The organism is Aliikangiella maris, from assembly GCF_040719265.1.
GTDB classification, from domain to species: Bacteria; Pseudomonadota; Gammaproteobacteria; order Enterobacterales; family Kangiellaceae; genus Aliikangiella; species Aliikangiella maris.
In genome coordinates this window covers 233,446-259,545 of record NZ_JBFDAH010000002.1, presented here as the reverse complement: position 1 = coordinate 259,545, position 26,100 = coordinate 233,446, and the positions used below count along the sequence as shown (strand labels likewise).

General features: G+C 38.1%; 22 protein-coding genes. 8 read left to right on the top strand and 14 right to left on the bottom strand.

From position 1 onward, the window contains the following. Positions 1-16: 16 nt before the first annotated feature. From ABVT42_RS03125 to prfB, 5 genes are all read right to left on the bottom strand, one after another. Positions 17-451: a DUF4399 domain-containing protein gene (locus ABVT42_RS03125; RefSeq protein WP_353873647.1), complete on the bottom strand. Its 435-nt coding sequence runs from the start codon at positions 449-451 to the stop codon at positions 17-19. Positions 452-706: 255 nt separating this feature from the next. Continuing rightward, complete coding sequence (locus tag ABVT42_RS03120) at positions 707-1,102, bottom strand: hypothetical protein (RefSeq protein ID WP_353873646.1); 396 nt, start codon at positions 1,100-1,102, stop codon at positions 707-709. A gap of 56 nt (positions 1,103-1,158) precedes the next feature. Beyond that, entirely contained in the window at positions 1,159-2,040 is an 882-nt protein-coding gene (locus ABVT42_RS03115; RefSeq protein WP_353873645.1) for a substrate-binding periplasmic protein, read from the bottom strand. A 207-nt stretch (positions 2,041-2,247) separates the two neighbouring features. After that, positions 2,248-3,816 (bottom strand): lysine--tRNA ligase, encoded by a 1,569-nt coding sequence (lysS, locus tag ABVT42_RS03110; RefSeq protein ID WP_353873644.1) that lies wholly within the window; start codon positions 3,814-3,816, stop codon positions 2,248-2,250. 211 nt (positions 3,817-4,027) lie between these two features. Then, positions 4,028-5,126 (bottom strand): peptide chain release factor 2 gene (gene prfB / locus ABVT42_RS03105; protein WP_353873643.1). Its coding sequence is split into 2 segments (ribosomal slippage): positions 4,028-5,050 and positions 5,052-5,126, totalling 1,098 coding nucleotides; the frame shifts between segments, so codons are not numbered across the junction. A gap of 104 nt (positions 5,127-5,230) precedes the next feature. Here prfB and ABVT42_RS03100 point away from each other — a divergent pair. Further along, the gene (locus ABVT42_RS03100) at positions 5,231-5,710 is read left to right on the top strand and encodes a hypothetical protein (RefSeq protein ID WP_353873642.1); all 480 of its coding nucleotides are present in this window, start codon (positions 5,231-5,233) and stop codon (positions 5,708-5,710) included. 477 nt (positions 5,711-6,187) lie between these two features. Next, a complete protein-coding gene (locus ABVT42_RS03095; protein WP_353873641.1) occupies positions 6,188-8,365 on the top strand; it encodes a M3 family metallopeptidase in 2,178 nt (725 codons plus the stop codon). A gap of 126 nt (positions 8,366-8,491) precedes the next feature. Here the strand turns inward: ABVT42_RS03095 and mutT are convergent, their stop codons facing one another. Then, positions 8,492-8,884 (bottom strand): 8-oxo-dGTP diphosphatase MutT, encoded by a 393-nt coding sequence (gene mutT / locus ABVT42_RS03090; protein WP_353873640.1) that lies wholly within the window; start codon positions 8,882-8,884, stop codon positions 8,492-8,494. A gap of 160 nt (positions 8,885-9,044) precedes the next feature. Beyond that, positions 9,045-11,747 (bottom strand): preprotein translocase subunit SecA, encoded by a 2,703-nt coding sequence (gene secA / locus ABVT42_RS03085; RefSeq protein WP_353873639.1) that lies wholly within the window; start codon positions 11,745-11,747, stop codon positions 9,045-9,047. Positions 11,748-12,268: 521 nt separating this feature from the next. Here secA and ABVT42_RS03080 point away from each other — a divergent pair. Further along, on the top strand, positions 12,269-13,450 hold the full coding sequence (locus ABVT42_RS03080; protein WP_353873638.1) for an aminotransferase class V-fold PLP-dependent enzyme: 1,182 nt from the start codon (positions 12,269-12,271) through the stop codon (positions 13,448-13,450). 255 nt (positions 13,451-13,705) lie between these two features. On the opposite strand, the gene ABVT42_RS03075 is transcribed toward ABVT42_RS03080, so the two are convergent. The 5 genes from ABVT42_RS03075 to ABVT42_RS03055 form a co-directional block, all read right to left on the bottom strand. Continuing rightward, positions 13,706-13,933 (bottom strand): DUF6316 family protein, encoded by a 228-nt coding sequence (locus ABVT42_RS03075; RefSeq protein ID WP_353873637.1) that lies wholly within the window; start codon positions 13,931-13,933, stop codon positions 13,706-13,708. A 617-nt stretch (positions 13,934-14,550) separates the two neighbouring features. Next, the gene (locus ABVT42_RS03070; RefSeq protein ID WP_353873636.1) at positions 14,551-15,561 is read right to left on the bottom strand and encodes a DsbA family protein; all 1,011 of its coding nucleotides are present in this window, start codon (positions 15,559-15,561) and stop codon (positions 14,551-14,553) included. Positions 15,562-16,025: 464 nt separating this feature from the next. After that, on the bottom strand, positions 16,026-16,439 hold the full coding sequence (locus tag ABVT42_RS03065) for a GFA family protein (protein ID WP_353873635.1): 414 nt from the start codon (positions 16,437-16,439) through the stop codon (positions 16,026-16,028). A 134-nt stretch (positions 16,440-16,573) separates the two neighbouring features. Next, positions 16,574-16,966, bottom strand: coding sequence for a hypothetical protein (locus ABVT42_RS03060; protein WP_353873634.1), 393 nt, complete (start codon positions 16,964-16,966; stop codon positions 16,574-16,576). A gap of 217 nt (positions 16,967-17,183) precedes the next feature. Next, entirely contained in the window at positions 17,184-18,623 is a 1,440-nt protein-coding gene (locus tag ABVT42_RS03055; RefSeq protein WP_353873633.1) for an aminotransferase-like domain-containing protein, read from the bottom strand. 313 nt (positions 18,624-18,936) lie between these two features. Between ABVT42_RS03055 and ABVT42_RS03050 the strand changes: the two genes are divergently transcribed. The 3 genes from ABVT42_RS03050 (at position 18,937) to ABVT42_RS03040 (ending at position 21,312) form a co-directional block, all read left to right on the top strand. Next, complete coding sequence (locus ABVT42_RS03050) at positions 18,937-19,905, top strand: DMT family transporter (RefSeq protein WP_353873632.1); 969 nt, start codon at positions 18,937-18,939, stop codon at positions 19,903-19,905. 320 nt (positions 19,906-20,225) lie between these two features. Next, positions 20,226-20,561, top strand: a complete 336-nt coding sequence (locus ABVT42_RS03045; RefSeq protein WP_353873631.1) for a hypothetical protein — start codon at positions 20,226-20,228, stop codon at positions 20,559-20,561. Positions 20,562-20,814: 253 nt separating this feature from the next. Further along, positions 20,815-21,312, top strand: coding sequence for a DUF4124 domain-containing protein (locus ABVT42_RS03040; RefSeq protein ID WP_353873630.1), 498 nt, complete (start codon positions 20,815-20,817; stop codon positions 21,310-21,312). Here the strand turns inward: ABVT42_RS03040 and ABVT42_RS03035 are convergent, their stop codons facing one another. Next, a complete protein-coding gene (locus tag ABVT42_RS03035; protein ID WP_353873629.1) occupies positions 21,313-22,302 on the bottom strand; it encodes a GlxA family transcriptional regulator in 990 nt (329 codons plus the stop codon). It lies immediately after the preceding gene. Positions 22,303-22,407: 105 nt separating this feature from the next. On the opposite strand from ABVT42_RS03035, the gene ABVT42_RS03030 reads away from it, so the two are divergent. Further along, complete coding sequence (locus ABVT42_RS03030) at positions 22,408-24,252, top strand: beta-ketoacyl synthase (RefSeq protein WP_353873628.1); 1,845 nt, start codon at positions 22,408-22,410, stop codon at positions 24,250-24,252. A 281-nt stretch (positions 24,253-24,533) separates the two neighbouring features. On the opposite strand, the gene ABVT42_RS03025 is transcribed toward ABVT42_RS03030, so the two are convergent. Then, on the bottom strand, positions 24,534-25,112 hold the full coding sequence (locus tag ABVT42_RS03025; RefSeq protein WP_353873627.1) for a TlpA disulfide reductase family protein: 579 nt from the start codon (positions 25,110-25,112) through the stop codon (positions 24,534-24,536). Between the two features lie 476 nt (positions 25,113-25,588). Here ABVT42_RS03025 and ABVT42_RS03020 point away from each other — a divergent pair, with 476 nt between their 5' ends. After that, positions 25,589-25,798 carry a cold-shock protein gene (locus tag ABVT42_RS03020; protein ID WP_353873626.1) on the top strand — a complete coding sequence of 70 codons (210 nt, stop codon included), beginning with the start codon at positions 25,589-25,591 and terminating at the stop codon, positions 25,796-25,798. Positions 25,799-26,100 lie beyond the last annotated feature (302 nt).

Below are 26,100 nucleotides of genomic sequence, written 5' to 3'. Positions count from 1 at the left end.
TAATTTTACGCAAAATTTATTTCACAATAACTGTAATTTTTTCAGAAACGACCATTGGATCATGAGGAATATGTAGCATATCACCTAAAATTAATTGTAATGTATGCTTCCCTTTTGGCAAAGTCACACTAGTTTCAGTTTGTCCACCACCAAAATGTTTAACATTTGCTCCCATTGGCACACCCGCTTTAGGCAGTTCCTTTCCATCGATGATTAAATGGTGATGCCCAGTATTCGCCTTATCAACACCGGCAGGCGCAACGCCCATGCCCGACAAACCAAATTTGACAGTAAAGGTTGATGAAACTTCTTCTCCATCTTTAGGCGAAATAATATAAACTTTAGCACCATCAGGCGACGGTGAAGTTTTAAGTTGATCGCCCGCTATCAGATTGGCTGAAAATAATCCTGCAAGTAGCAACGCAAAGCAAGTTTTTAATTTTTTCATCATGATTTTTCCTGTTATTTTTTAATTGAAAAGTTTGTTAAAAATATTTATTCGACAGTGGTTGATAATAGTCGATTTTAATCTTTGTCATATAAAATATATTGTGCGCTGATACCACACAATTATTGATAATCATTGGGCGTAATGCAGAGATATTTTATTTATTAAACGGCAAGACTCTAACAAAGATAAGCACTGTCAAACGCGAATTCAATCACATCTTTCGGCGATAAATCAGCTTAACAGACACCTCTTACCTTATCGCTGTGCCCGCAACCAGGCAACTGCCTCCTGATCATTATTAAATATACGAATATTCATTGATTTGGGACGTGGGATTTTTTCTCCAACCAGGTTATCAAGATAAGAAGTAAAATTATGGTCTACCCAAGCGCAGGTAATCTGACGGCGATCATTCAATGCAATCAATCGGTTAATCAATAAAGGGATTTCCATTTTAGAAATTTGTCCACTTAATAATACCGTTGCATGAACTTTAAAAAGATTATGTTCTTCACAATCCTGATAAATTCGCTCCCACAATAAATAAGCGGAATCCACTGAACGCTCACCAGTAATCACATAGCGTAACATGTCATCTTCCTGCTTCATTCTGACATCGTAAGCAATGTTTTCTAAACCTTGCACCGTCACCGTATTGCCCCGTAAAACTAAAATAAAAACGGATTAATTGAACTGAATTACCGCTTTTATTGAATCATGGTCCAAAACCAATGATCTTTATATTGTTGACTTTGTTTAACCTTTTTCATTGCCTGATTAAATGCTTCAACTTGCTGCTTGGACACAGTCTTTTTACTAAACATAAAATGCAAAGGCCCGATTAAAATTTCTATCGGATATTTAACAAAGCGATGTTTATTTTGATTTTTTGTTATCGACTGTTCAATGGTAAATGGAGCTTCAAAAATACCATCAACACTTAAATTATCTAACGCATTAATAATATCGATTTCTAGCGGATATTCAATAAAATTAGCGCGATACTTAATATCTCGCCGAATTGCTTCAACTTCTGGCCCAAAATAACCACCTTGAAGCACTCCAAGCTTTAAACCCGCATCAAAAAACTCACGCAAATTTTTAACTGAGTGTTTATCTCGAGTTTCCTCTCTGACAGTCAGTGCCAACATATCCATACGATAAGGTTCAGAAAAGTGCGCATATCTTTCCCGTTCAATAAATTTAGAAGCTCGTCCTAGTACATCTATTTCACCTGTCCGAATAGCACCTAAAGCATTTTGCCAAGTGAGTCGCCGATAGGTAAGTTTGCAGTTTATGTGCTGTGAAACCCATTGAATAAATTCAATCTGAAATCCACTCGGCTGATTTTCATCATTGGCAACCAGATAAGGTGGCCAATCAGTCCAGCCAACCTTTAATAAGCAAGCATCACCGTGTTGGAATACTCCCTGTGCCGCATTAGAATTTGCAGCTTCTGATTCAACAGAATGGGTTGATTGAGAATTTGAGACAACCGAAAACGAAGAGTTAAAATACCAAAAAAGTATAACCCCGATAATTACTAGAACAAACCATAAAGCTTGCTTGTAAAGCTTACTGAGTACCACACATCTCTCGCTAAAAATCACACTGAATGTATTTCGAACATACTTAATTAATTTCTGCCAATTAAGTCAAATAAGATATTTTTTAAGTATATTTTTCAAAAATCCGGTATAAATTACCAAAATTTAAACAGAATGTCAGTAAAATATAGAGAAAAGATTATCTCTATTCCAGATTAATATCCAGAATAGAGAAATTTAAATTATAGTTCAAGCTTGGGGTTTCATGTGCGGGAATAGAATGACATCTTTAATTGTCGGAGAATCAGTAAACAGCATAACCAATCGATCAATACCAATTCCTTCACCAGCAGTAGGCGGCAATCCATACTCCAGTGCGTTAATGTAATCATCATCAAAGTGCATAGCTTCATCATCACCAGCATCTTTTTCTTCAACTTGTTTACGGAATCTGGCAGCTTGGTCTTCCGCATCATTCAACTCCGAAAAGCCATTTGCTAACTCTCTACCACCAACAAAAAATTCAAAACGATCAGTGATAAAAGCATTTTCATCATTTCGTCGCGATAATGGCGAAACTTCCCAAGGATACTCAGTAATAAATGTTGGTTGAATTAATTTTTCTTCAGCGGTTTGCTCGAAAATCTCGCAAATATACTTACCTGGGCCCCAAATTCCATCAACTTCAGGTTCTTTCACATGAACCTGCTTGGCATACTGTCTAATTTGTGCAAAGTTTTCTTCAGGATTATGGAATACATTCGCGTCAAATTCAGGATTAAACTTGAGTATTGCATCGACCATCGATAGTCTGGCAAAAGGTTGTCCAAAATCATAAACAATTTCTTCAACCACTTCACCTTGCTCATTTTTAATCGTGTTAATGACTTTTGCAGAACCTAAAATATCTTCTGCCAGAGTACGCAACATTTCTTCAGTTAAATCCATTAAATCATGATAATCGGCATACGCCTGATAAAACTCTAACATCGTAAATTCGGGATTATGTCTTGTCGACAGACCTTCATTTCTAAAGTTACGATTAATTTCAAAAACCCGATCAAATCCACCAACAACCAGTCGCTTTAAATAAAGTTCAGGCGCAATTCTTAGATACATATCGATATCCATTGCGTTGTGATGTGTTATAAATGGTCTGGCAACAGCGCCCCCGGGAATTACCTGCAACATGGGCGTTTCAACTTCCATAAAGTTGCGCTCAACCAAAAATCGACGAATCCCTTCAACAACCCGGCTACGAATACGAAAGTTTTCGCGGGTTTCTTCATTAATGATTAAATCAACATAACGCTGACGATATTTAATTTCCTGATCTTTTAAACCTGCATGCTTTTCAGGTAACGGCCGCAATGATTTTGTTAACAGTGAATATTCATCCATACTCACAAATAAATCCCCTTTACCAGAAAGCTTTAACTGACCTTTAACCCCGATAATGTCACCAATATCGATACCTGACCAGCGTGTTTTAATGTCATTTTGTGCTTCTTTGCTGGCATAGGTTTGAATTCTTCCAGCAACATCCTGTACTACAAAAAATGGGCCTCGTTTAGCCATGACCCTACCAGCAATACTGGCAGTAATGTTCATTTCAAGTAATTCTTCTTTGCTTTTACCGCCATACTTCTTCTGTAAATCAGCGGTCAAATGTTTTGGCTTAAACTGATTAGGATGACCATTGGCATCACATTGTTGTCGAATATTAGCCAGTTTAGCCCGGCGCTCGGCAATCAATTTATTGTCTTCTGCCGATATTTCAGCAGCATTAGTCTGATTCTCTGAGTTTTGATTATTCATAATTTTGTCTATTGGTTTAAGCAAAAAAGTGTGAAACTTCTATTTACGTTCAGTTTTAAACTGCGTGAAATTTTACCCAAAAAATATTGACACGCTGCGGTTAAAACTATGGCTTGTTTTTAGGGCTATCCATCTAGAATTACCAATACTAACTTTGCAACGACTCGTTAGTTTTTGTAAAACGAACTCTGTTTTGAAATCAGCACTCGCCCTAAAGTCCGGCTTTTAAACTTTCTTCGATAAATCCATCTAAATCGCCATCCAGTACGGCTTGTGTATTGGTTGATTCATACCCGGTTCGCAAATCTTTAATTCGCGATTGATCCAGCACATAAGATCGAATTTGACTCCCCCAACCAATATCCGATTTTGAATCTTCCATTTGCTGTTTTTCAGCATTTTGTTTTTGGATTTCAAGTTCGTACAACTTGGCTTTAAGCAGCTTCATTGCCTGATCTTTATTCTTATGCTGTGATCGATCATTTTGACACTGCACTACCGTATTGGTTGGTAAGTGAGTAATTCTCACGGCCGAATCGGTTTTGTTGACATGCTGTCCACCAGCCCCACTGGCACGATAGGTATCAATACGCAAATCGGCTGGATTCACTTCGATTTCAATATCATCTTTTACTTCAGGATAGCAAAAAACACTGGCAAACGAAGTATGTCGTCTATTCCCCGAATCAAAAGGTGATTTGCGCACCAGTCGATGAACACCAGTTTCGGTACGTACCCAGCCAAATGCATAATCGCCTTGTATTTGAATGGTCGCACTTTTAATGCCAGCGACATCACCGTCGGACTTTTCAATCAGTTCAGCCTTAAATCCGCGGCTTTCACTCCAGCGCAAGTACATGCGTAACAGCATATCCGCCCAATCCTGGGCTTCAGTTCCGCCAGAACCAGCTTGAATATCGATATAGGCATTTTCTGTGTCCATCTGGCCATTGAACATACGTCTGAATTCGAGTTTTGCCAGCTCTTTATCTAATTCATCCAGGTCAGCAACCAGCTCTGCCACCGTTTCCTGGTCGTTTTCTTCTAATGCCAGTTCTAGCAGATCACCGGCATCATCTAATCCAGCATCGAGTTTTTCAATGGTATTAACGACGACTTCAAGGCCAGCTCTTTCTTTACCTAATGCTTGCGCTTTTTCTGGCTCATTCCAGATATCAGGTAATTCCAGTTCGCGCTCAACCTCAATTAAGCGATCTTTTTTGGTATCGTAGTCAAAGATACCCCCTGAGCGAGGATTTTCGACTTTGTAATTCTTTGATTCTTTCGCGAATAGATGTGACTTCAATCATCGTAAAATTATTGCTGGTTGCTAATATTAAAGGGCGCTATTCTACTAAAACAAAGTGCTTTAGCCCAGTTAAAGTTATTATTAAAAACCATTGAAATTATTAATATGAAGCATTCAAACTATTTATTTTTCGCTACCAAACCAGCTTATGTGCTATTTTTTAGCTTTCTCGTTTTAATTCTGACTGGTTGCACCAGTATACCTCCTCAACAAATCAACGATCGCATGAACGCTTGGCGTGGTATTAATATCGATGAATTAATCAAGTTTTGGGGACTGCCTACCAAGCAGACAGAGGCTAATGGAAAGAAATATGCCGAGTGGCTCAATCAAACCAGTGAACAAGGTAATACTTCGGTATCCATCGGCACAGGACATCGAGGAAGTCACACTGGCATTGGTATTGGATTATCATTATTTAACCTCGGCGGAAATGATGATGCATGTAGTCGGTTAGTTACCTATACACCATCAGGTATGGTTACTGACATCAGCTGGCAAGGTACCGGGAAATATTGCTATGAGCTTACCCCCGATCTGGATGATATCAAATCTAATCAAGCGGCAAGAGGCATTAAAAAATAGCAAGCATACAGGATTAAGATCGGATTATTGCAGCGCTACTCCCGGTCAGCATGACGGGATCGTTAAATAATCCGATCGTTAATATAATCAAGTCGTGAAATAATCGGTAGTTAAATTGAGATAAGCATTTAGAGATGTGCACATCGAGAACAACCTGTCGAAGTTAACCCCAAATAAGCGTTAAACTTGAGATTACTCTGGTTTATAACAAGTCATTATCAGTGTGACAAAAATCCGTTACATTTTAATTTTTGAGATAGCCAATCACATTATCTATAATGGCGTACACAGCTATCAACATAATTTAATTGCAAATCTTTCACTGAATTAGTGTCGAAATTTTTGCAAGATTACTATGTTATACGCAGATAAACAAAATCATTTAATAAGACTAAATTAGAACATTTTATTAGAAGACTCGATAACAATAACAATATTAATACTTCGCATCAAAATTCAACCTCTGAGGCTATACCTATGCAGACAAAAAATAAAATATTGGCCGTAACAGTTTCGGCGATATTACTGGGTTGCAGTAATCACCCTGCAACCGATACACCATCCAAGCCGATCGTGATGAATGATTTAAGTGAATCGTCACTGGCTCAAAATACATTACTATCGCCTTGGCAAGGTCCATATCAGGGCCTGCCCGCATTCGACAAGGTAAAACTCAGTGATCTCAAACCAGCATTAAGAGAAGCCATCAAACGCCATTTAGCTGAAATAGAAGCCATCGTTAATAATCCAGCCAAACCAACTTTTGAAAATACCATCGTTGCACTCGAGCGTTCTGGTCAGGACTTTGATAGAGTTTCAACCTATCAAGGAATCTGGAATTACAGTGTATCAACGCCAGAATTTAGAAAAATTAATGCCGAAATGGCCCCAGAACTCTCAGCATACTGGTCTAAAATTTCGCAAAATGAAAAACTGTTTGCGCGCATTCAAAGTATTTATCAAGGCAGTGAATTTAAAAAGCTCAACTCTTCTCAGCAACGAGTGGTTGAATTGATTTATGATTCATTCGCTCATAATGGTGCAACATTAAAAGGCAATGCTAAAAAGCGCTACGCCGAAATTAACCAGCAACTGGCCAAATTACATAATCAATTTGCAGCCAATTTATTGGCTGATGAAGAAAAATATGTCGTTTTCCTTGACCAATCACAGCTCGGTGGATTACCTCCGTCAATTATCAATGCCGCTGCCAGCGCCGCCAAAGAACGAGGCAAAGAAGGCAGTTATGCGATTACTAATACACGTTCATCAATGGATCCATTTTTAACCTATTCCGATGAGCGAGAACTACGCGAAAAAGTCTGGCACAACTATTATAATCGTGGCGACAACGGCGATGCTAACGACAATAATCAAATAATCAGCCAAATACTTAAACTTCGTCACGAACGAGTACAACTCTTGGGCTATAAAAATTATGCCGCCTGGCGCCTGTCAAATCGAATGGCCAAAACACCTGAAAATGCACTCAACTTATTACGCTCAGTTTGGCCTGCTGCAGTTGGACGAGTTAAAGAAGAAGTGGCCGACATGCAGGTAATTGCCGACAAACAGGGAATGGGCGATAACATAAAACCTTGGGATTACCGCTATTACGCCGAAAAAGTGCGTAAAGCCAAATATGATCTGGATTCAGATGAAGTAAAACAATACCTACAATTAGATAAACTCACCGAAGCTATGTTTTATGTGGCAGAACGTTTATTTCAATTTAAGTTTACGCCAATAAAATCAGGTGTTGTTCCGGTATTTCATTCCGATGTTAAAGTTTGGGAAGTAACCAACAGTCAAACCGGTGAACATATTGGTCTTTGGTATCTAGATCCATTTGCGCGCAAAGGAAAACGCTCAGGTGCATGGGCTTACAGTTACCGCAGCCATACAACCTTTGACGGTAAACAAAATGTATTATCATCAAACAGTTCAAACTTTATTAAAGGTGCACCCGGTGAAGCGACTTTAGTTCCTTGGTCAGATGCCGAAACTTTTTTCCACGAATTTGGACATGCTCTGCACGCACTGGCATCGAATGTAGAATACCCAACCTTAAATTCTGGTGTACGAGATTATACCGAATTCCAATCGCAGCTTTTAGAACGCTGGCTGATGACCGATGAAGTAATCAATCAGTTTTTAGTTCACTACAAAACGGGTCAAGCGATGCCTGCTGAATTGGTGAAAAAAATTAAGAAAGCAGCAACTTTTAATTCTGGATTTACGACAACCGAGGCGGTTGCTTCAGCATTTGTTGATTTAATGTTGCATACCCAACCACCAACAGACGATCCTGATAAGTTTGAACGTGAAGCTCTAGCATCACTGAATATGCCAGCAGAACTGGTAATGCGGCACCGTACACCTCATTTTGGTCATATTTTCAGCTCTGAAGGATATTCTGCTGGATATTATGGTTACTTATGGTCAGAAGTTTTAACTTCAGATGCCGCAGAAGCTTTCGCTAACGCACCAGGCGGTTTTTATGATAAAGAAATGTCAGACAAACTGGTGAAACACTTGTTCAGTATTCGTAACAAAATTGATCCAGCTGATGCCTATCGAGCCTTTAGAGGTCGCGACGCGACAGTTGACGCGCTCATGCGCGATCGAGGCTTTCCGCTACCTGATAAAAAATAGGAATGACTAACCCAGTGGTATCGGTGATCACCCGATACCACACCTAAACCAGTGAACTGTAATGGTCAAGAACTATGGACAAAAACAAATAATCAATATGCGAAAACCTAAGCATAGTCATTATTTTTATGCGTGATCGACCAGCAGTTTTTTTATTACCGGCAAATTAGCTTCAGGAAATCGTAACTGCACTAGTTTATCGATAGACACCCACTGAACCGGTTGATTTTCCATTCCTCGGGGAATACCGATAAAAGACTCTACCAGAAAAAAACTTAATGCTACTGTTTTTTCAGGATACTGAAAATTAAGCTGCATATATTCAGACATTTGCTGTACCTGAATATTTAACTCTTCTTTTAGCTCACGAATGAGTGCTGACTCTGGCGTCTCTTGATTTTCTATCTTGCCACCAGGAAACTCCCAATACCCGCCTTTATGTTTACTCATGGGACGCTGTGCAATAAGGACCTTTTGATTTTTTAAAATAATTCCTGCGGCTACGCGAACTACAGACATTGATACCTCTGGTTGTTAAATATTTTATTAAATCGTTGATTGCAAAAATAATAATCGAAACACTTTTTATCGTTTAAGCAATTCCCTAAAACCAACTTAAACCATAAAAAAAGACAGACCTTAGTCTGTCTTTTTCAGTGAATCAATTAATTTTATTGAATTAATTTAATCTACCATGACACTGTTTGTACTTTTTACCCGAACCACAAGGACAGGGTTCATTTCGTCCCACTTTGACACCATCTCGAACAAATGGCGAGTTATCAGCCGACTCCTGTTGAGGCATTGCAGAGCCTTGCTCATGTTGAAACTGAACTCTTTGCGCTTCTGACTCACGGCGACGTTGCTGTTCAATTGCATCAACATCTTCTTCATCGCGTACCTGAACTTTTGATAAAATTGAAATGACATCAAACTTAATGTTTTCCAGCATTTGAGAAAAAAGCTCAAAAGCTTCCCTTTTATACTCTTGTTTTGGATTTTTTTGAGCATAACTACGTAGTCCTATTCCCTGACGTAAATGGTCCATCGATGCTAAATGTTCTTTCCAGTGACTATCGAGGTTTTGCAGCATTACCGATTTTTCAAAATGGCGAATAACCATTTCGCCAACCTGCTTTTCTTTAGCCTCATAAACACTACTCAGCTCATCAATAATTTTATTGCGCAACGTTTCTTCATAAAGTTTATCATCTTCTTCTAGCCACTGTTTAATTGGCAGCTCAATCATAAAATCATTTTTTAATCGTTCTTGCAGCCCTTCAATATCCCACATATCTTCAATACTTTGTGGTGGAATATATTGCGCAAAAACAGTATTAATCACATCAAAACGTAATGATTGAATAGTCTCAGAAATATCGTCCGTTGACATTAGTTCAGCTCGTTGCTCATAAATAACTTTTCGCTGATCGTTAGCAACATCATCATATTCAAGCAAGTTTTTACGGATATCGAAGTTGCGTCCTTCCACTTTGCGCTGAGCGTTCTCAATAGCACGAGAAACCCATTTGTGCTCAATTGCTTCGCCTTCTTCCCAGCCCATTTTTTGCATCATGCCAGCCATTCTATCTGAAGCAAAAATTCGCATCAGATCATCCTCTAAAGACAGATAAAAACGCGAAGCCCCTGGATCTCCCTGGCGTCCAGAACGACCACGTAGCTGATTATCAATACGACGAGATTCATGGCGTTCAGTACCAATAATGGCAAGCCCACCAGCATCTAGAACTTTTTGATGTCTTTCTTCCCAGGTACTTTTAACTTCTTTAATTTGTTTTTCGGTTGGATTTTTCAATTTATCCAAATCCGCTTGTAAGCTGCCACCCAATACAATGTCAGTTCCACGACCTGCCATATTAGTGGCAATTGTCACATTGCCTGGGCGTCCTGCTTGGGCAATAATTTCTGCTTCTTTGGCATGAAATTTGGCGTTAAGTACTTGATGATCAATTTTTTTCTGCTTTAAAACTTTCGATAAAATTTCTGATGATTCTACCGAAGTTGTACCAACCAGTATGGGCTGGCCATTCTCACGGCGTTCAATGATTTCCTCAATAATAGCGTTATATTTTTCTTGCTTGGTCAAGAAAATCAAGTCACCTAAATCTTGTCGAGCCATTGGCTTATTCGTTGGAATCACTAAAACTTCCAATCCATAGATTTGATTTAACTCAAATGCTTCGGTATCTGCCGTACCAGTCATACCCGATAGTTTTTTATACAGACGGAATAAATTCTGGAAAGTGATCGAAGCTAAGGTCTGGTTTTCATTTTGTATATTAACACCTTCTTTGGCTTCAACAGCCTGATGCAGACCATCTGACCAACGGCGTCCGGGCATAGTACGCCCAGTATGTTCATCAACAATAATAACTTCGCCATCACGGACAATATAATCAACATCATTTTTAAATAAAACATGCGCTTTTAACGCCGCATTAACATGGTGCAATAAGGAGATTGAGCTGGCACTGTATAGTGATTGCTCTTCGCTTAATAATCCAGCTTTGATTAACAACTGCTCAACATGTTCCTGGCCAGCTTCACTTAAAAATACCTGGCGGGACTTTTCATCTACCGAATAATCACCACTTTGTTGATCTTCTTCATCTTCTAACGGTTTGAGTTCGGGAATCAGTTGGTCAATCTGCATGTAAAGTGCCGAACTGTCTTCTACGGCACCAGAAATAATCAGTGGTGTACGTGCTTCATCAATTAAAATAGAGTCAACCTCATCGATAATTGCATAGTGTAAATCTCGCTGCACTTTATCTTCCGTTGAAAATGCCATGTTATCGCGCAAATAGTCGAAACCAAACTCATTGTTAGTTCCAAACGTAATGTCGCTTGCATAAGCTGCACGTTTCGTTTCAGTATCCTGACCAGACAGAATTACACCGACAGATAGTCCTAATGCTTCATATAATGGTCCCATCCATTCAGCATCACGCTGAGCCAGATAGTCATTTACGGTGATAATATGCACACCTTTGCCCGATAAAGCATTTAAGTAGGCCGATAATGTCGCCACCAACGTTTTACCTTCACCGGTGCGCATTTCCGCGATTTTGCCCTGATGCAATACCATTCCGCCAATGAGCTGTACATCAAAATGACGCATATTGAGTACTCGCTTACCCGCTTCTCTCACAACTGCAAAGGCTTCAACCTGCAAGTCATCCAGCGTTTCACCGGCAGCCAGTCGCTCACGGAATTTTTCTGTAGATTGCTTCAGCTCTTCATCGGTTAAACTTTGAACTTTTTCTTCGAGTGCATTGATTTGACCAACTCGCTTACTGAGTTGTTTAACGACTCGCTGATTTCTACTACCAAATACTTTGGTTAGAATATTCCCAAACATGGACTCTAACTTCCTAATTTTTATTGATTTATTGAAACTATTAACCGTTCAATCTGGACGCAAGCGGCCAATATTGAGTGCATTTGCGATAAAAATATTTTGGAATTTACTTTAAATTCTTAATAATAAATCGCATTTGTGCATTAAAAATTAATCGCAGAATTGTACACTCATAGACTGCCGAACACTACAGATAAAACTAGATTAACGTTACTGGCGAAATGAAAATACTGCTGCTAAGTGACAATTGATGGGGATAATTTTAGAAATCACAACAAGTTTGTGAAATAAACACATTTATTGCGAATAAATCATGAGATTGAATATTATACAGCGCTAATCTCAGCACTCTATCTGTTTACAAATCAACCAGGTGAGCTAAGGTGAGCTAAATTGCCGTTATCAAGCATTTATCTAACGTATAAAGTTGCGTAAAATTAATAGATGCTTTGCGAAAAGCAAGCTCATCCAACTACAGGCTTTTCTATACGAACAATTGACAAACTGGAAGTAATCCAACAATGACAATGAGCTGGCACCAAGACTTTCCGGCAATTAAGCATGCACAAGGCAGTTATCTTGATTCAGCATCTAGCTGCCAAGTACCTAACCGTGTAATTAAAGCTATCAATGATTATTTAACTCAAGGCCATGGCAATCCACACCGTGGAATGTATGCATTTAGCGAAAATGCGAATCATATAATGCAACAGTGTCGTGCCAATGTTGCACAATTTATCAATGCCAGTGAAAAGCAAATTATTTTTACCTCGGGTACGACTGAGTCCATTAATCAGGTTACATCACATCTCAGTGATAAAATCAAACCGAATCACTCGATTCTGGTCACTCAAATGGAACATCATGCTAACCTACTACCTTGGCAGCGATTGGCCAGTAATACGGGAGCCAAATTAAACGTACTGCCTTTTAAATCTGATTTCACCTTTGATTTAGCCTTGCTAGAAAAACACCTCAGCGATCGCTGTGCAATATTTGCCTGTACTCAGGCCAGTAATGTATTAGGCAATTTTTTAGATTTAACACCAATGATGAAACTGGCTAAATCTTATGGCGTAACAACGCTAATCGATGGCGCTCAAGCGATAGCACACTATCCTGTCGATGTTGTGGCGATTGATTGTGATTTTTATGCTTTTTCAGGTCATAAACTTTATGCGCCCAGCGGCATTGGTGTTTTATATTGCCGAACACCGTCAGCATTTACGCCGCATCATTTGGGGGGAGGCATTGTCAAGCGCGTTACGCATTCAAATTATTTATTGAATGATGATATTTCACAATTTGAGGCTGGAACGCCAAACATGCCAGCAATAGTGGGCTTGAATGCTGCACTCAAGTACTTTAATTTACTCGACAAGCATGCAGTTTGGGAACACGAAAACCAACTGATTCAATTAGCACTCCACCAGCTGAAAAGTTTAAATGTTAAAATACATTCTTCATTAAATAGTCGGCACTTAATATCATTTACAAGCAAGGCTTTTCATTCTCATGATATTGCAACTGTATTGGCTGATAACCAGATTTCAGTGAGAGCCGGTCATCATTGTGCACAACCTTGCTTAGCGGCAATGAAGCTTAAGCATTGCGTTCGAGTATCGGTAGCCATGTATAACACGGAGCAGGACATCATGAACTTGTTAACGTGTTTGAAAAAGCTACCTGCGATTTTAAACTAATCGTTTGTCCAAAAATATTTGCGGTATGCTCCAGTTTACACAATTTAAAAATATTTATCATTTTGGATTTTTCGTAGATGTTTTTTGTAGCTGAATGGTGAACAGCAACGAGATTCACCAAACTACTGCTCAGACCTGTTGTTAAGATTTAAGTTTTGTTACTTTGATCTTCGCTCTTCATCTTAAGCATCACTGTCTGAACACCCAGGCAATAATGAATTCTTATATTGCTGATTTCTGGTTATAACGGACACTTCAAGAAAGAAGCTGCAAATTTTCAGTGTCTAACTCTTGTTCAATTCTCAAAATCTTGATAAAAATTGTTAAATCACTTTCTGCATGTTCCAACGATCTAAACGGACCATTGGCTTTACCACCTCGAACTTTATAAAAAAATCCAAGTTCATTGTTGAACATTCGTTCAGTTTGATGAAAAGTTACATTTAAAGGATCACTGCGTCGATAATTTAATCTGCCTATCATACGATTCCCAATTGCTATTGTTGTTATCACATTTAAAGATCTTAGTACTCAAGTGATTTTTTTGGCAGGCGAAATGTCCTCAATTCTTGTAAGCCATTTCTTATAATAATGTCATTTAAAATTGACATAATCTTGACTGTTTTACTCAGGAATTATTATCTAAGTCACTCGCAAATAGTTTTTAAAAAGTCCGACCTGATTAAATATTCAATAAGAAGTCAACAAATTTTAAATTAACTGTCGCAACAGAAAATATTTGCTATTGGTCCGATGACCATTTAGATTGTGCGGTTTGAGTTATGTAGTCATGCAGTCATATGATCGCATGGTTACAAGCTAAGCATTTATAGATTATACATGAGGTCGATTGCGCTGTTTGTTTTTGCGGTTTACATCAAGAGATTTATCCAGTTAAGTCAATGAAAGTCATCTGAGCAGTTGCGTGTTGTACCGTTAATTTTAAGAGTTCTAAAATAAGTCTGCACAATAAAGAGCATCGACTATTACAATCAAGCGACCGACTAAAAATCATAAAGGCTGTGTCATACGAACACAGCCTATTGTGAGCATTCGCAGATTACATCAACCAGCGCGTAACCCTGCGATGGCCTCAATAACTACTCAGCCAGAGCTTGTTCTATTTTATCAATGAAAATATCAACAGGTTGAGCGCCATTTATCATACGACCATTAATAAAGAAAACGGGAGTTGCGGCAACTCCCAATTGTTGTCCTTGTTTAAAATCTTGCGCAACATAGTCTGCATATTTATCAGTATTTAAACAATTAGCAAACTGTTCGGTATCTAGTCCTAAAGCTTTAGCTTTGTCCTTTATCACCCCTACCGAAAGATTGCGATAATCATCAAACATTTGATCATGAAGTTGCCAAAAATAATCTTCTCCCTGTTCACGAGCACACATACTCGCCTCGGCAGCCTTTTGTGCATTTTTATGGAAATCTAAAGGAAAATGTTTATAAACAAATTTGATCTTGTCGCCATATTTTTTGAGAAGCGTTTTTACCGTATCATTTGCACGAGCACAAAATGGGCACTCAAAATCAGAATATTCAATCATCGTTACTGGCGCATCTTTTTTGCCTAAATAAGGTGCACTACCAACATCAATTTCAAATTTTGGTTCTATCGGCTTTTTCAGATTTATACTTACTTGGTGTTTATTTAATTGTTTTTGATACCAACTTTCCATTGCTGTTGCAATATTTTGGCGATTTAGATAACTACGAATGCGATCTTTTAAGCCGTCATCTAATTTATCGTCGGGTATTTTTTGTTGTTTAGCAAATTCTTCAATTTTTTGAGGCGAGATCTCAATCGACTGTACAATGTATTTATCCATATATTGTTGTGTCGTCAATCCTTTACTTCGATTATCTAATTGAATAAATTTTGGAATCAAAATATCTTTAAGTTGATTAGAACGTAATTCAAAAAGTTTTAGCTCAGTTTCATAAATTTGAATTTTATTGCTGCTATCTAATTGTTCGAAAGTAATACTTTCACCATTAATCGTAGCTGCAACAGACGATTGTCCTTTTGCTAAAGCGGCTGAACACATTATGCTCAGGAATAAAATAATTAAAGAAATCTTATTTAGGGTATGCATGGCGTTACCTGATAGGGCTAAGTGGTTAAATTTCACTATATTTTAAATGATTAAAATAATTAATCTGATAAACAGAAGTCACTAATTGACCTCATACTAATTCTAATGACCGGGACATTCAATTGAATGTTACAAAGAAAAAGCATTTGATGAACATTTTTAGTGGTTTGGCTCAATTAGCAAAAATTTCATATAAAAAAATAAGAAAATGCTTACGATAATAATGATACCGTTAATATTCACATTTAATCGCAATTGGCCATACAAAACGATCAATGTTTCTCGTACCTAAATAGTAGAAGATAAATTGCAAATCGCTAGAATTAAACTAAACAGTCGGACTGAAGCTGAAATATAGGGGTAAGAAAGTTTGAATTTATCCGTGTCGCTCGATAAAAGACCCGCCAATTAAGAAAAGACGACTCCTACTAAAGTAGTACTATGCACAATAAATTTAAATAATTTTATTCCCCTTGAGTATATTTTGCAAAAACCTCTGCACCAGTCATATTGTGTGTTTTATTGGCAAAATCATAATAGTGAGGCTTTTCATCAATAAAAATCTGGTGATCAAAATTAAATTCGTTTGCCGTATCAAATAAACCAACAGGTACAATATATTGGTTAGTTTGTTTAATTCTATAGAACAAATGAGTACCGCACTTTTGGCAAAATCCTCTTTCGGCCCATTCGGATGATTGAAAAATGCCCAATGAATCGTTACCGGTAATGGCTACTGCCGATTCGCAATCAACAGCCATCATTGGTCCACCAGTCCATTTTCGACAAGTAGAGCAGTGACACACACCAACGGATTGATGCGGATTTTCGACAGTCATCGAAACAGCATGGCACAAACATTGAACAGTAACAGGCATAACTAGACCTACTTATTAATTAATACTCTATGATATTTTAAACTTTGCAATATTATATATTTTGGCAGTGTTTTTTGTGGAAAATTAACAAATCAAGCTTGTCATCAATGTACTTTTAATAGTGAATCAAAGTGTTAAGAGGCATCTTTAATTGCTTGGTTGTATACACGCTCTGACATATCTAAACGAATTGAGCGTACAAAATCGATAGCCTGATCGATATTTTTGCGAGAGACACTTAGAGAAATTTCATGATTACCAGTGTAAGGTAGCTGTGATACGTAATTTAGATCATCAACACTGATAATAATTTTATGACTGAAAATACTTTTTTTAATACTGATTTCCAGTACATTTTTCATTGGAATTTCAATTACTTTAACACCACTTTTGATTAATCCTAATATCGCGTCTTTAGTCTGAAACTGTATTTTTAGACTGTGTGGCGTTTGTGAAAGTAATCCAACAGATTCAGCGAGTCCTTCCAAACTATCTTCCAGCTTAACGGGTAATACGATTGACTCCATGATGGTCCCCTTTAACAAGCAAAACTTTGCCAATGTTTTAAGAATTATCTAGTCCTACAACTCAATTTACTGATAACCTCTCTGTATTGTATTTTAAATTACCAATAATTAGCGTGTTTGTTTGCTTCATTTGGTAACAAAACATAAATCACTAATTTAGTCCAATATCGACACTAATACTATTCTTTAATGACATGATGGTCTACTATTTTTTAACTCACTCTAATAATTGATAAGCAATCTGCCCGAGTTTTTCGATTGCGGCTTCGACTTCTATTGTCCAAGGTAAGCCATAACTAATTCGAGTATGACGCTTGTATTTACCTGAAGCAGAAAACAGAGTACCTGGCGTAATGCTTATTCCCGCTTCAACCGCTTTATGAAAAAGAGCGGTTGAATCACAACCAACAGGCAATTCAACCCACACCACTCCACCACCTTTGGGATCAGATACACGCGTTTTGGGCGGAAAACATTCTGCGATTAAATTACGCATACGGTCTTTGTTAGTGCGCAGTATCTGGCGTAGCCGGCGAATATTTCTATCAAAGTCGCCGCTACGTAAATATTCATTGATAACCCATTGATTGAGTAACGACGATGAACATGAAATAGCACGCTTAAATCCTTTGGCTCGTTGTTCAATGCGATTAGAAAGCACCCAGCCAATTCGATAACTTGGCGCGGCAGTTTTAGAAAATGAACTACAAGTAATCACTAATCCTTTCTTCGAATAAGCCTGCATCGGTATTGTGTCTTTATCGAAGAAATGTAGTTCGCTGTATACATCATCCTCAATTAAAGGGATATTTCTTGATTCAACAATTTCGACTAATTGCTGGCGTTTTTCATCACTCAATCCCGCCCCGGTAGGATTATTAATCAATGATGAAAACAAACAGGCTTTTACATCATGTTTATCTAAAGATTCCACCAAATCATCCAGACAAAGGCCTTCGTCACAAGTTGGTATTTCCAGAGCCATCATTCCCAAGTTTTCGATCAATTCTAAAATACCAAAATAGGTTGGTGACTCAACGGCAACAATGTCTCCAGGTTTAGCGACACACTGAACCGCAATAGCCAAAGCTTCTTGTGCACCATTAGTGATCACTAAGTCTTCATGCCTCGCCGCGACACCTCGCTCAAGGTAGCGTTGAACGACTTGGCGTTTTAAGGGTAAATATCCATCCATTGGGCCATATGCCATGACTTTAGGACCAGCAGAGGCTAATACTCGGCGCATTATTCGCGCCAGATTTTTATCTGCTGGACACGCCATCACGGGATGGGAAATACCGAGTGGCAAAATATTGGTGGAATGAACCGCATCATAAGCTTCTTCGATTAAAGTTTGACAGCGAACGGGAACCGGACGAGAAATAAATTTTGGTTTTTTCGGCGTCGAAATATCGAATCCACCCGAACGAATGAAATACCCCGACTTGGGACGAGCCTCAACACGCCCTAACCTTTCCAGTTCAATGTAAGCCTGTTTGATGGTAGGAATACTCACATCCAACTGTTGACTAAGCTTGCGCAGCGATGGCAGTTTATCTCCTGCCCGTAAAGAGCCGGCGCTTTGCATTGCCTCTATCAACTCGATGACTTGCTGATACAAAAATTGCTGACTATTTTTTTGAATAATACTCGACATAAAAGTACTCTCTATACCATTCGAATCAACGAACTATTATGCATAAAAGTGATTTGTACTACACTTCCATTTGCCAGTTTAGTCTAACGGCTTGCCTAAGCAGAACAACAAAACCTCCATCTACATTCTTACTTGACTTACTTTATTTTAAATAAACTTATTCAATTAGCGTAGCGAAGGCAAATATCTCAAAACAAAATCTGTATATGTCGTATTTTTGTTTTTCTGTATATGTTAAGTATACACATAAAGCGTATATTGATCATCCTTGCCATTATTTATCACTTTACTGTAGGTGATAGAGTTATTTGTTATGAAAAATACATTACTTTATGTGTTGACCGTTTTAATCTGGGGTTCGACCTGGATTGCAATAGAGTTTCAATTGGGCGATGTTGCAATCGAAGCTTCGCTAATTTACCGATTTCTGATTGCCGCCATTTTAATTCTAATATTTTGCAGACTTTTTGGATTATCCTTGAAGTTTACGTTTAAACAACACTTATTCATTGCATTATTAGGAATACTGAACTTTTGCCTCAATTATCTGATGCTCTATCAAGCACAAGAACATTTGTCTTCTGCCATGACATCGGTTGTTTTTTCGATGTTACTCTTAATGAACATTGTCAATACGCGAATATTTTTTGGCAAAAAGATTACGCTGAAAACCTACCTTGGAGCCGCAATTGGTGTTGCAGGAATTGCCGTATTATTCTGGCCTGAAATCAGTCAACAGACATCTGCACAAGTTACCTGGTCAGGTATTTTCTATGTATTGGCGGGTATTATTTTTGCTTCATTAGGTAATATGCTTAGTGTGCGCAATTCAAACCACCACTATCCAGTTTTACAATCAAGTGGTTGGGGAATGCTTTATGGCACCGTTGGTTTAACGCTGGTTGCATTTTTCAATCAAGTTGAATTTACAATAAGCACCCAACCCAGCTATTTAATTTCGCTTTTGTACTTGTCGGTATTTGGCACTGTAATTGCTTTTTACAGTTACTTTGTATTACTTAAAAACATTGGTCCCGATAAAGCCAGCTACAGCATTGTTTTATTTCCGATTGTCGCTGTCATTTTAAGCACGCTATTTGAAGGATTCACATGGACAATTTTTACTTTTATCGGTTTTTTATTTGTTGCAACCGGCAATTTACTTGTTTTAATTCCAGCTCAAAAAGTAAAGCAGTTTTTCGCCAGCTTGAATCCAGAGCCAATCGTTACCGAGAATTTATGCACCCTTGAAGATAATAAGAAAATTAAGCAACCGAGTTAGTCAGCACTGTTAAGTGCCCTTTTAGCCCAACCACCCATCTTCATTATGGTTGGGCTTTTTTAATTAGTTATTTGAGTTTTCAGTAATTTAGCTTTTCATTTTCTATTTCTTTTCTTAGTAAGAAATATTCTATACAACTGACTTTTGATTAAATTCGAACAAGTTAAATTTTCAACCTGCTATAATATTTAAAATATTAATTTTTATACAGGGTAAAATTTATTTTTCAACTTTTAATTCATACGAAGTTGTTACTATTAAGGTTGCTTTTTCAAAAAAGCAAAGCAGTTAATTCAACCTTACATAAATGGAGACACCTCATGAAGAATTTTAATAAACTCTTAGCAAAAGCTATTACTATCACTAGTCTTTCTCTTGCTTCATCTGTTGTATTTTCTGCCAATGCGCCAGTGAATATTGTCTACCCGATTAGTGGCAACTCTTATAATAACTACTTTACAACCAGTTTTGGTGTAACCTGCGCGGGTGGACAACATACCGCTTATTGGTATTTAGACGGCGTCCAGATTGGACAAGCAAACTTCTACGATCAACTTTCGGTACAATTTTCGCAAAAAGCACCACAAGGTAACCACCGCTTTGAAGTGAGAACAACTTGTAACTCCTATGATATCGTGCGTTTTAATGTTTTATAATGAACAAAGACCATTATAAAAAAACAGATAACCTCAAATGTCGTTAACTCTTCCCAATATGCCTCACAATAAAACAAGTTAACAGTCGTCTTTAGGACCCGGTCCAATTGAATCTTAATACGGGCAGGGTCCACCATTAAGTTTTTATTCAATAGTAGAGTTTTAATAAGCAATTAAAATATATTGTCATGCCACTCTATAGTGAATTTTGCTAGAATTAAGTTTGTATTTAACATTGGATAATTTTTCACTTATGCGAATTGTGTTTATTTTATTTTTAATCATTGCTGCTGCGGTGCTTTTTGCTCGAGAGCCTTTAATGGCTTTATATCAAAATATTATGACCGAGCCAGTACAACAGCCACCAACTATTCAACCGGTGACCACTTCTCAACCGGCCGGGCCAACAATAGAACCACAGCCGCAATTTATGTATCGTTGGACTGATCAACAGGGGAAAATACATTTTAGCGAAACACCTCCCGCAGATACTTCACTCGAAGTTAAACAAATCCCGATTGATGATGTTAAAACAACATCTTTTAGCCAATCCCCAAAAATAGCCCCTGTTTATCAAACTTCAACAGCCAGTAGACAAACATCAACCAATAATGAATCAAAATGCGAAAAGTTAAAACGGGAAATCAAGCAACATGAAAATGATCTCAGAGCCCGTAAAACCTATTCATACGACCGCAAGGAAGATGAGCTAAAAGACAAACGCTGGCAAGTGCTCAGGGAATGTTATTAATTATTCAATATTAAATAATTTTCCTCGCACCATTTCACGATATTCGCTTGGTGTTATTTTATTTTTTAGCTTAAATTGTCGTGAAAAGTAGGCGCTATCTTTAAACCCTACCTGATCGGCAATGTCTTGCAAACTTAAATTACTGTTTTTTAGTAAGTCTCTTGCCATCTGCATTTTTAGGTCATTGCCATAGGTCAACGCAGATTTACCAACTGCGGCTTTAAATCGTCGCGAAAAATTACGGACGCTCATATTTGCCAAATCGGCCAAGGCTTTTAAATTAAAATTTTGAGAATAATGAGACTTCATCCACTGCTGTACTTCAATAATCCCCTCATCTGGATGCCGGGCAGCGCCAGTGCTATACCAAGGTTTGTCGTATGTTCGATTGATTTCATGACTGAAATGCTGCTCTATCACTTGACTGACTTCAGTACCAAAATGATTTTCTATAAAATATAAGGTCAAATCAACAAGCGCGTTAATACTGCCACAACAGATCAACCTACCAGCCTGAGTAATGAAATGGTGACGCTGCAAATTAACTTGGGGGTATTTACGGGCAAACTCATCAAAGTAATACCAGTGAGTTGTGGCAATACTTCCATCCAACAATCCAGCATGGGCCAAAAGGCAAACCCCTGTTCCGGTTGCACAGATTTGCACGCCTGACTCATAGCATTTCACAATCCAGTCGATAAGTTGGGGGGATCGTTCAACAATAACATCCGGCTTTCCCCAAATAGGTGGCAAAAAAATCGTATCAGCCAGCGGGGCAGAGTTGATAGAAAACGCGGGTAATATGTTGATACCGTTAGCAAATTCAATCGGTTGCAAATTATTCAATGATGAAACCACATGACACCGCCAATGTCGATTAGAGCAGCACTTTATACGCGCCACTGACGTAGCGGCAGCGATCATTTCCATTGGTAAGGTAATACTCGTCAGCAAAGCTTTGGGGTAACACACGAAAATTGAGGGGTTCATGGCCGTTTCCTACAAATTGTTGGCTTGATTATCCTATACCATTTTGGTGAAGGTCAAATAAACTATATTCACATTGTAATTTTTTTGTCATTTTTAGTGGGTTTTATGAAGAAATTACCCGTAATAGTCGGATTTGGCGGAATAAACGCCGCAGGTAGAAGTTCATTTCATCATGGTTATCGCCGATTGGTACACGATGCCCTCAAAGAAGATGATATTCAACCAATGTTTAAAGGGCTGGCCAATCTCATGGGCGTTGAAGCGGATCAGCGTGAGTACATGCTTGACCATACACTGATTCGAAAAATTGAACCCCAGACGTTTGATATTAATGGTATCCGTTTACACCGAAAAACGACTATGAAGTCAAACGGACAAGACATCAAGTTTGAAACCAACAAGCGCGATTTACCCGAAAACTTGCCCGATAACTGGTCTATCAGCGAGTTAGATAATGAGCGAGTCAGCGTGACGGTTGCAGGCTCTCTGGAAGTGATGACTTACGATTATCACAAACCCGCAGTTACTAGCGGCGCACAATTGCCTACAGGGTTTGATGCAGGCAAGCTTTACACCTCACGAAACCAGCCCAAAGGCCTTCAATTGACGGTTTATGGTGCAACTGATGCTATTCGCTCATTAGGCATCGAATGGCAAACCATACTAGATCACATAGATCCATCACAAATTTCAGTTTACGCCGGTTCAGCGATTGGTCAACTTGATGAATATGGCGGTAAAGGTCTTCATCAGGCGATGTTAAAAGGCGGTCGCGTATCATCCAAGCAAATGCCATTGATGCTTGCTCAAATGCCGGCCGACTTTATCAACAGTTACATTATCAATAGCGTTGGCACGACTGGCACCAACATGGGCGCTTGTGCAACCTTGTTATACAACTTGCGACAAGGAATCGGCGATATACAATCAGGCCAAGCCAGGGTCGTTATTGTCGGCGGCGCAGAAGCACCGCTTGAACCAGATGTCGTTGAGGGCTTTAAAGCTATGGGAGCATTGGCTGAGGATGCTCAAATTGCAGCACTCGATAATACTCAAGAAGCCAATAATCGCCGCGCTTGTCGTCCATTTTCAGACAATGCCGGATTTACCCTAGCAGAAGCATCACAATTTTTTATTTTAATGGATGATGAACTTGCTCTCGAACTGGGCGCTACAATTTATGCTGCGGTTCCTGATGTGTTTGTTAACGCCGATGCCAATAAAAAGTCAATTTCTTCTCCAGGTATTGGTAACTATATTACTGTAGCTAAAGCAATGGCACTGGCTAAAAATATTTTAGGTGATGAAGGCATTAAACAAACCTACGTGCAAGCACACGGTACAGGTACTCCTCAAAACCGGGTGACTGAATCACATATTTTAAATGAAATTGCAAAAACATTTGGAATTGAAAAATGGCCGGTAGCAGCAATAAAAGCTTATATTGGTCATTCTCTGGGACCTGCCGCTGGCGATCAACTGGCAGCTTCTCTCGGCGTTTGGGAGTATGGTTATATTCCTGCAATCAATACAATCGAAAAAATTGCCGATGATGTTTTTGATTCGAATTTGTCATTTTGCCTTAAGCATACCTATGTTGGTGAACGGGGCGAACAAATTAAAGCGACCGTAATTAATTCAAAAGGATTTGGTGGAAATAATGCTTCGGCCTTAATTTTATCACCGCAAACCACCATGCAAATGCTGGCACATAAATATGGTGAAGCCGTAGTTAAAACTTACCAGGAAAAAAATCAAGCGGTAAAACAAGTGGCTAAACAATATGACGAATCAGTAATCAATGGTAATAAAGAATTGATTTATCACTTTGGTACTGAGGTCATGGAAGCAGAACATCTTAAAATTACCACTGAAGGAATTAGTCTGGATAAATTTAAAAACCAACTTAAGTTTTCGACTGAAAATCCTTATTCAGATTACTGCGATTAGTTATTTAAACTGGCTTATTAGTATTTATAAGCCAGTTTAACCTCCCTGTTAATATTATTAAAAAATCAACTTATCTGGTTAATTTATTTCTTTATTTGAACGAGATGCTTCTCTTTCGGGCTAACTTACTCATCCCATTATTTGGCTAAAGTTTTAATTGTGTAAGCATTAAGCTGATCACTAATAACGACGTTAGAATTGACAAAATAAGCATGGCTTTGAAAATTAAGAAAGCGATTTAACAGATAACTTTTTGAGTATTAACAATTCACATTTCTCATTTAATTTTTTGTAAAAGCATTGGCAAATTTTTCAAGTAAAGGGTTTTTCGGATCATGAAAAGCTTTTACTCCCATAACTTTACCGCTCGGCGCAATAAAGACGACCGTAGGAGTCCCTGCGACACCATAATGTCGAGCAATTTCGTCACCTTCTAAAACACTATCAAACTGATAACCGTGGTTTTCCCAGTAAACATGAGGTTTCCAGTCTTCATTAATGTTTACCCCGATAATTTTTAACCCTTGATGCGCATACTGCTCATGCAGCTTTTCAATTCCTGGTAATAACTGTTTACAGTAAGGGCACCAAGTTGCCCAAAACACCAAAAGTACCGGCTGTCCCTGAAAATCAGAAAGACGAACCACTTCATTTTTTAAGCTCGTTAACTGCCAATCAAAGCCGGGATAGTCGGCAGCACTTCTAGAAAAAATTTGATTATGCTCACTATCTTCAAAATCGAGTTGCCCTTGATTTACACCATTAATCATCGCAATACAAACGAGCAACACACCTAACACCAGAATCACAATAATTGGCATCAGTTGTCGTAAACTAACCTTTTTATTTTTAATCGACATTTTAAACCAAGTAACCTTTAATTTATTAAGGTAATCTTTCTATTAAATTCGTCTCTACACTAACATTATAATAGCCAAAAGAGATTATCAATAAATCATTATTGGATAAATCCCCTTCTGGTATAGTTTGCTTTTTATAAGGTGTCAATTTTTGGTCGCTAAAATCATTAATTATTCTTCCACAATGAGATTAAGCCAAGGAAAACCACTTTTTTTGTCAAATTTTTGTATAAAATATTTGAATTCCAAATCGATTATTCTATAATCACCTTGGTCTTACCAAATTCACATTGCTAAAACCATAAAGTCGTATATAATTCTTTAAGCTTGAATGTCAGTTTCCATATTTATGTACTCTATTTCGAAGTCTGTTTCAAACACCTCGTTTTATTAATCATAATTTATAGCAACCGCTTCCAGCAAATTGCCCTATATTAGGGTGTTAGTTATTCGTTTACAAACAGGATTTAAAATTTATGTCTACTACTACAGGCACCGTAAAATGGTTTAATGAATCTAAAGGTTTTGGATTTATTGAGCAGGAGTCCGGTCCAGATGTATTTGCTCATTTCAGTGCAATTGTTGGAGATGGTTTCAAAACTTTGGCTGAAGGTCAAAAAGTTGAATTCACCATTACTCAAGGTCAAAAAGGGCCACAAGCGGAAAACATCGTTCCTCTTCAATAAGAACTCAGCAAGTAATATTCAATAAAGATAGTCATAACAAGCTATCTTTGAAAAATTCTTACTGTTTTACCGCTAAAACGGGATACCGTTAAGGCAAGTATCTAGCTTGCCTTTGTTTTTTATCTTTATAATTGACTAGATTAGCCAATTAATAAGTGTTTATCCTTATTAATTTCAGGTAATACCCAACTAGCCCCCTGTATAGCCACAGACGCTTTGCCATGCACACATCTAAAGCTTCATGTCTATTTCTAAAGAGACAGTTCATTATTAATGACTATTGTATTGAAGAGTCTGCATTT

Bases quoted from the DNA above. Each gene is read 5' to 3' on its own strand.
- ABVT42_RS03025 (WP_353873627.1), bottom strand. From the start codon at position 25,112: ATGTCGATTAAAAATAAAAAGGTTAGTTTACGACAACTGATGCCAATT.
- ABVT42_RS03065 (WP_353873635.1), bottom strand. From the start codon at position 16,439: ATGCCTGTTACTGTTCAATGTTTGTGCCATGCTGTTTCGATGACTGTC.
- secA (WP_353873639.1), bottom strand. From the start codon at position 11,747: ATGTTTGGGAATATTCTAACCAAAGTATTTGGTAGTAGAAATCAGCGA.
- ABVT42_RS03095 (WP_353873641.1), top strand. From the start codon at position 6,188: ATGCAGACAAAAAATAAAATATTGGCCGTAACAGTTTCGGCGATATTA.
- ABVT42_RS03125 (WP_353873647.1), bottom strand. From the start codon at position 451: ATGATGAAAAAATTAAAAACTTGCTTTGCGTTGCTACTTGCAGGATTA.
- ABVT42_RS03050 (WP_353873632.1), top strand. From the start codon at position 18,937: ATGAAAAATACATTACTTTATGTGTTGACCGTTTTAATCTGGGGTTCG.
- ABVT42_RS03040 (WP_353873630.1), top strand. From the start codon at position 20,815: ATGCGAATTGTGTTTATTTTATTTTTAATCATTGCTGCTGCGGTGCTT.
- ABVT42_RS03030 (WP_353873628.1), top strand. From the start codon at position 22,408: ATGAAGAAATTACCCGTAATAGTCGGATTTGGCGGAATAAACGCCGCA.
- ABVT42_RS03055 (WP_353873633.1), bottom strand. From the start codon at position 18,623: ATGTCGAGTATTATTCAAAAAAATAGTCAGCAATTTTTGTATCAGCAA.
- ABVT42_RS03035 (WP_353873629.1), bottom strand. From the start codon at position 22,302: ATGAACCCCTCAATTTTCGTGTGTTACCCCAAAGCTTTGCTGACGAGT.
- ABVT42_RS03080 (WP_353873638.1), top strand. From the start codon at position 12,269: ATGACAATGAGCTGGCACCAAGACTTTCCGGCAATTAAGCATGCACAA.
- ABVT42_RS03100 (WP_353873642.1), top strand. From the start codon at position 5,231: ATGAAGCATTCAAACTATTTATTTTTCGCTACCAAACCAGCTTATGTG.
- ABVT42_RS03045 (WP_353873631.1), top strand. From the start codon at position 20,226: ATGAAGAATTTTAATAAACTCTTAGCAAAAGCTATTACTATCACTAGT.
- lysS (WP_353873644.1), bottom strand. From the start codon at position 3,816: ATGAATAATCAAAACTCAGAGAATCAGACTAATGCTGCTGAAATATCG.
- ABVT42_RS03075 (WP_353873637.1), bottom strand. From the start codon at position 13,933: ATGATAGGCAGATTAAATTATCGACGCAGTGATCCTTTAAATGTAACT.
- mutT (WP_353873640.1), bottom strand. From the start codon at position 8,884: ATGTCTGTAGTTCGCGTAGCCGCAGGAATTATTTTAAAAAATCAAAAG.
- ABVT42_RS03020 (WP_353873626.1), top strand. From the start codon at position 25,589: ATGTCTACTACTACAGGCACCGTAAAATGGTTTAATGAATCTAAAGGT.
- ABVT42_RS03060 (WP_353873634.1), bottom strand. From the start codon at position 16,966: ATGGAGTCAATCGTATTACCCGTTAAGCTGGAAGATAGTTTGGAAGGA.
- ABVT42_RS03070 (WP_353873636.1), bottom strand. From the start codon at position 15,561: ATGCATACCCTAAATAAGATTTCTTTAATTATTTTATTCCTGAGCATA.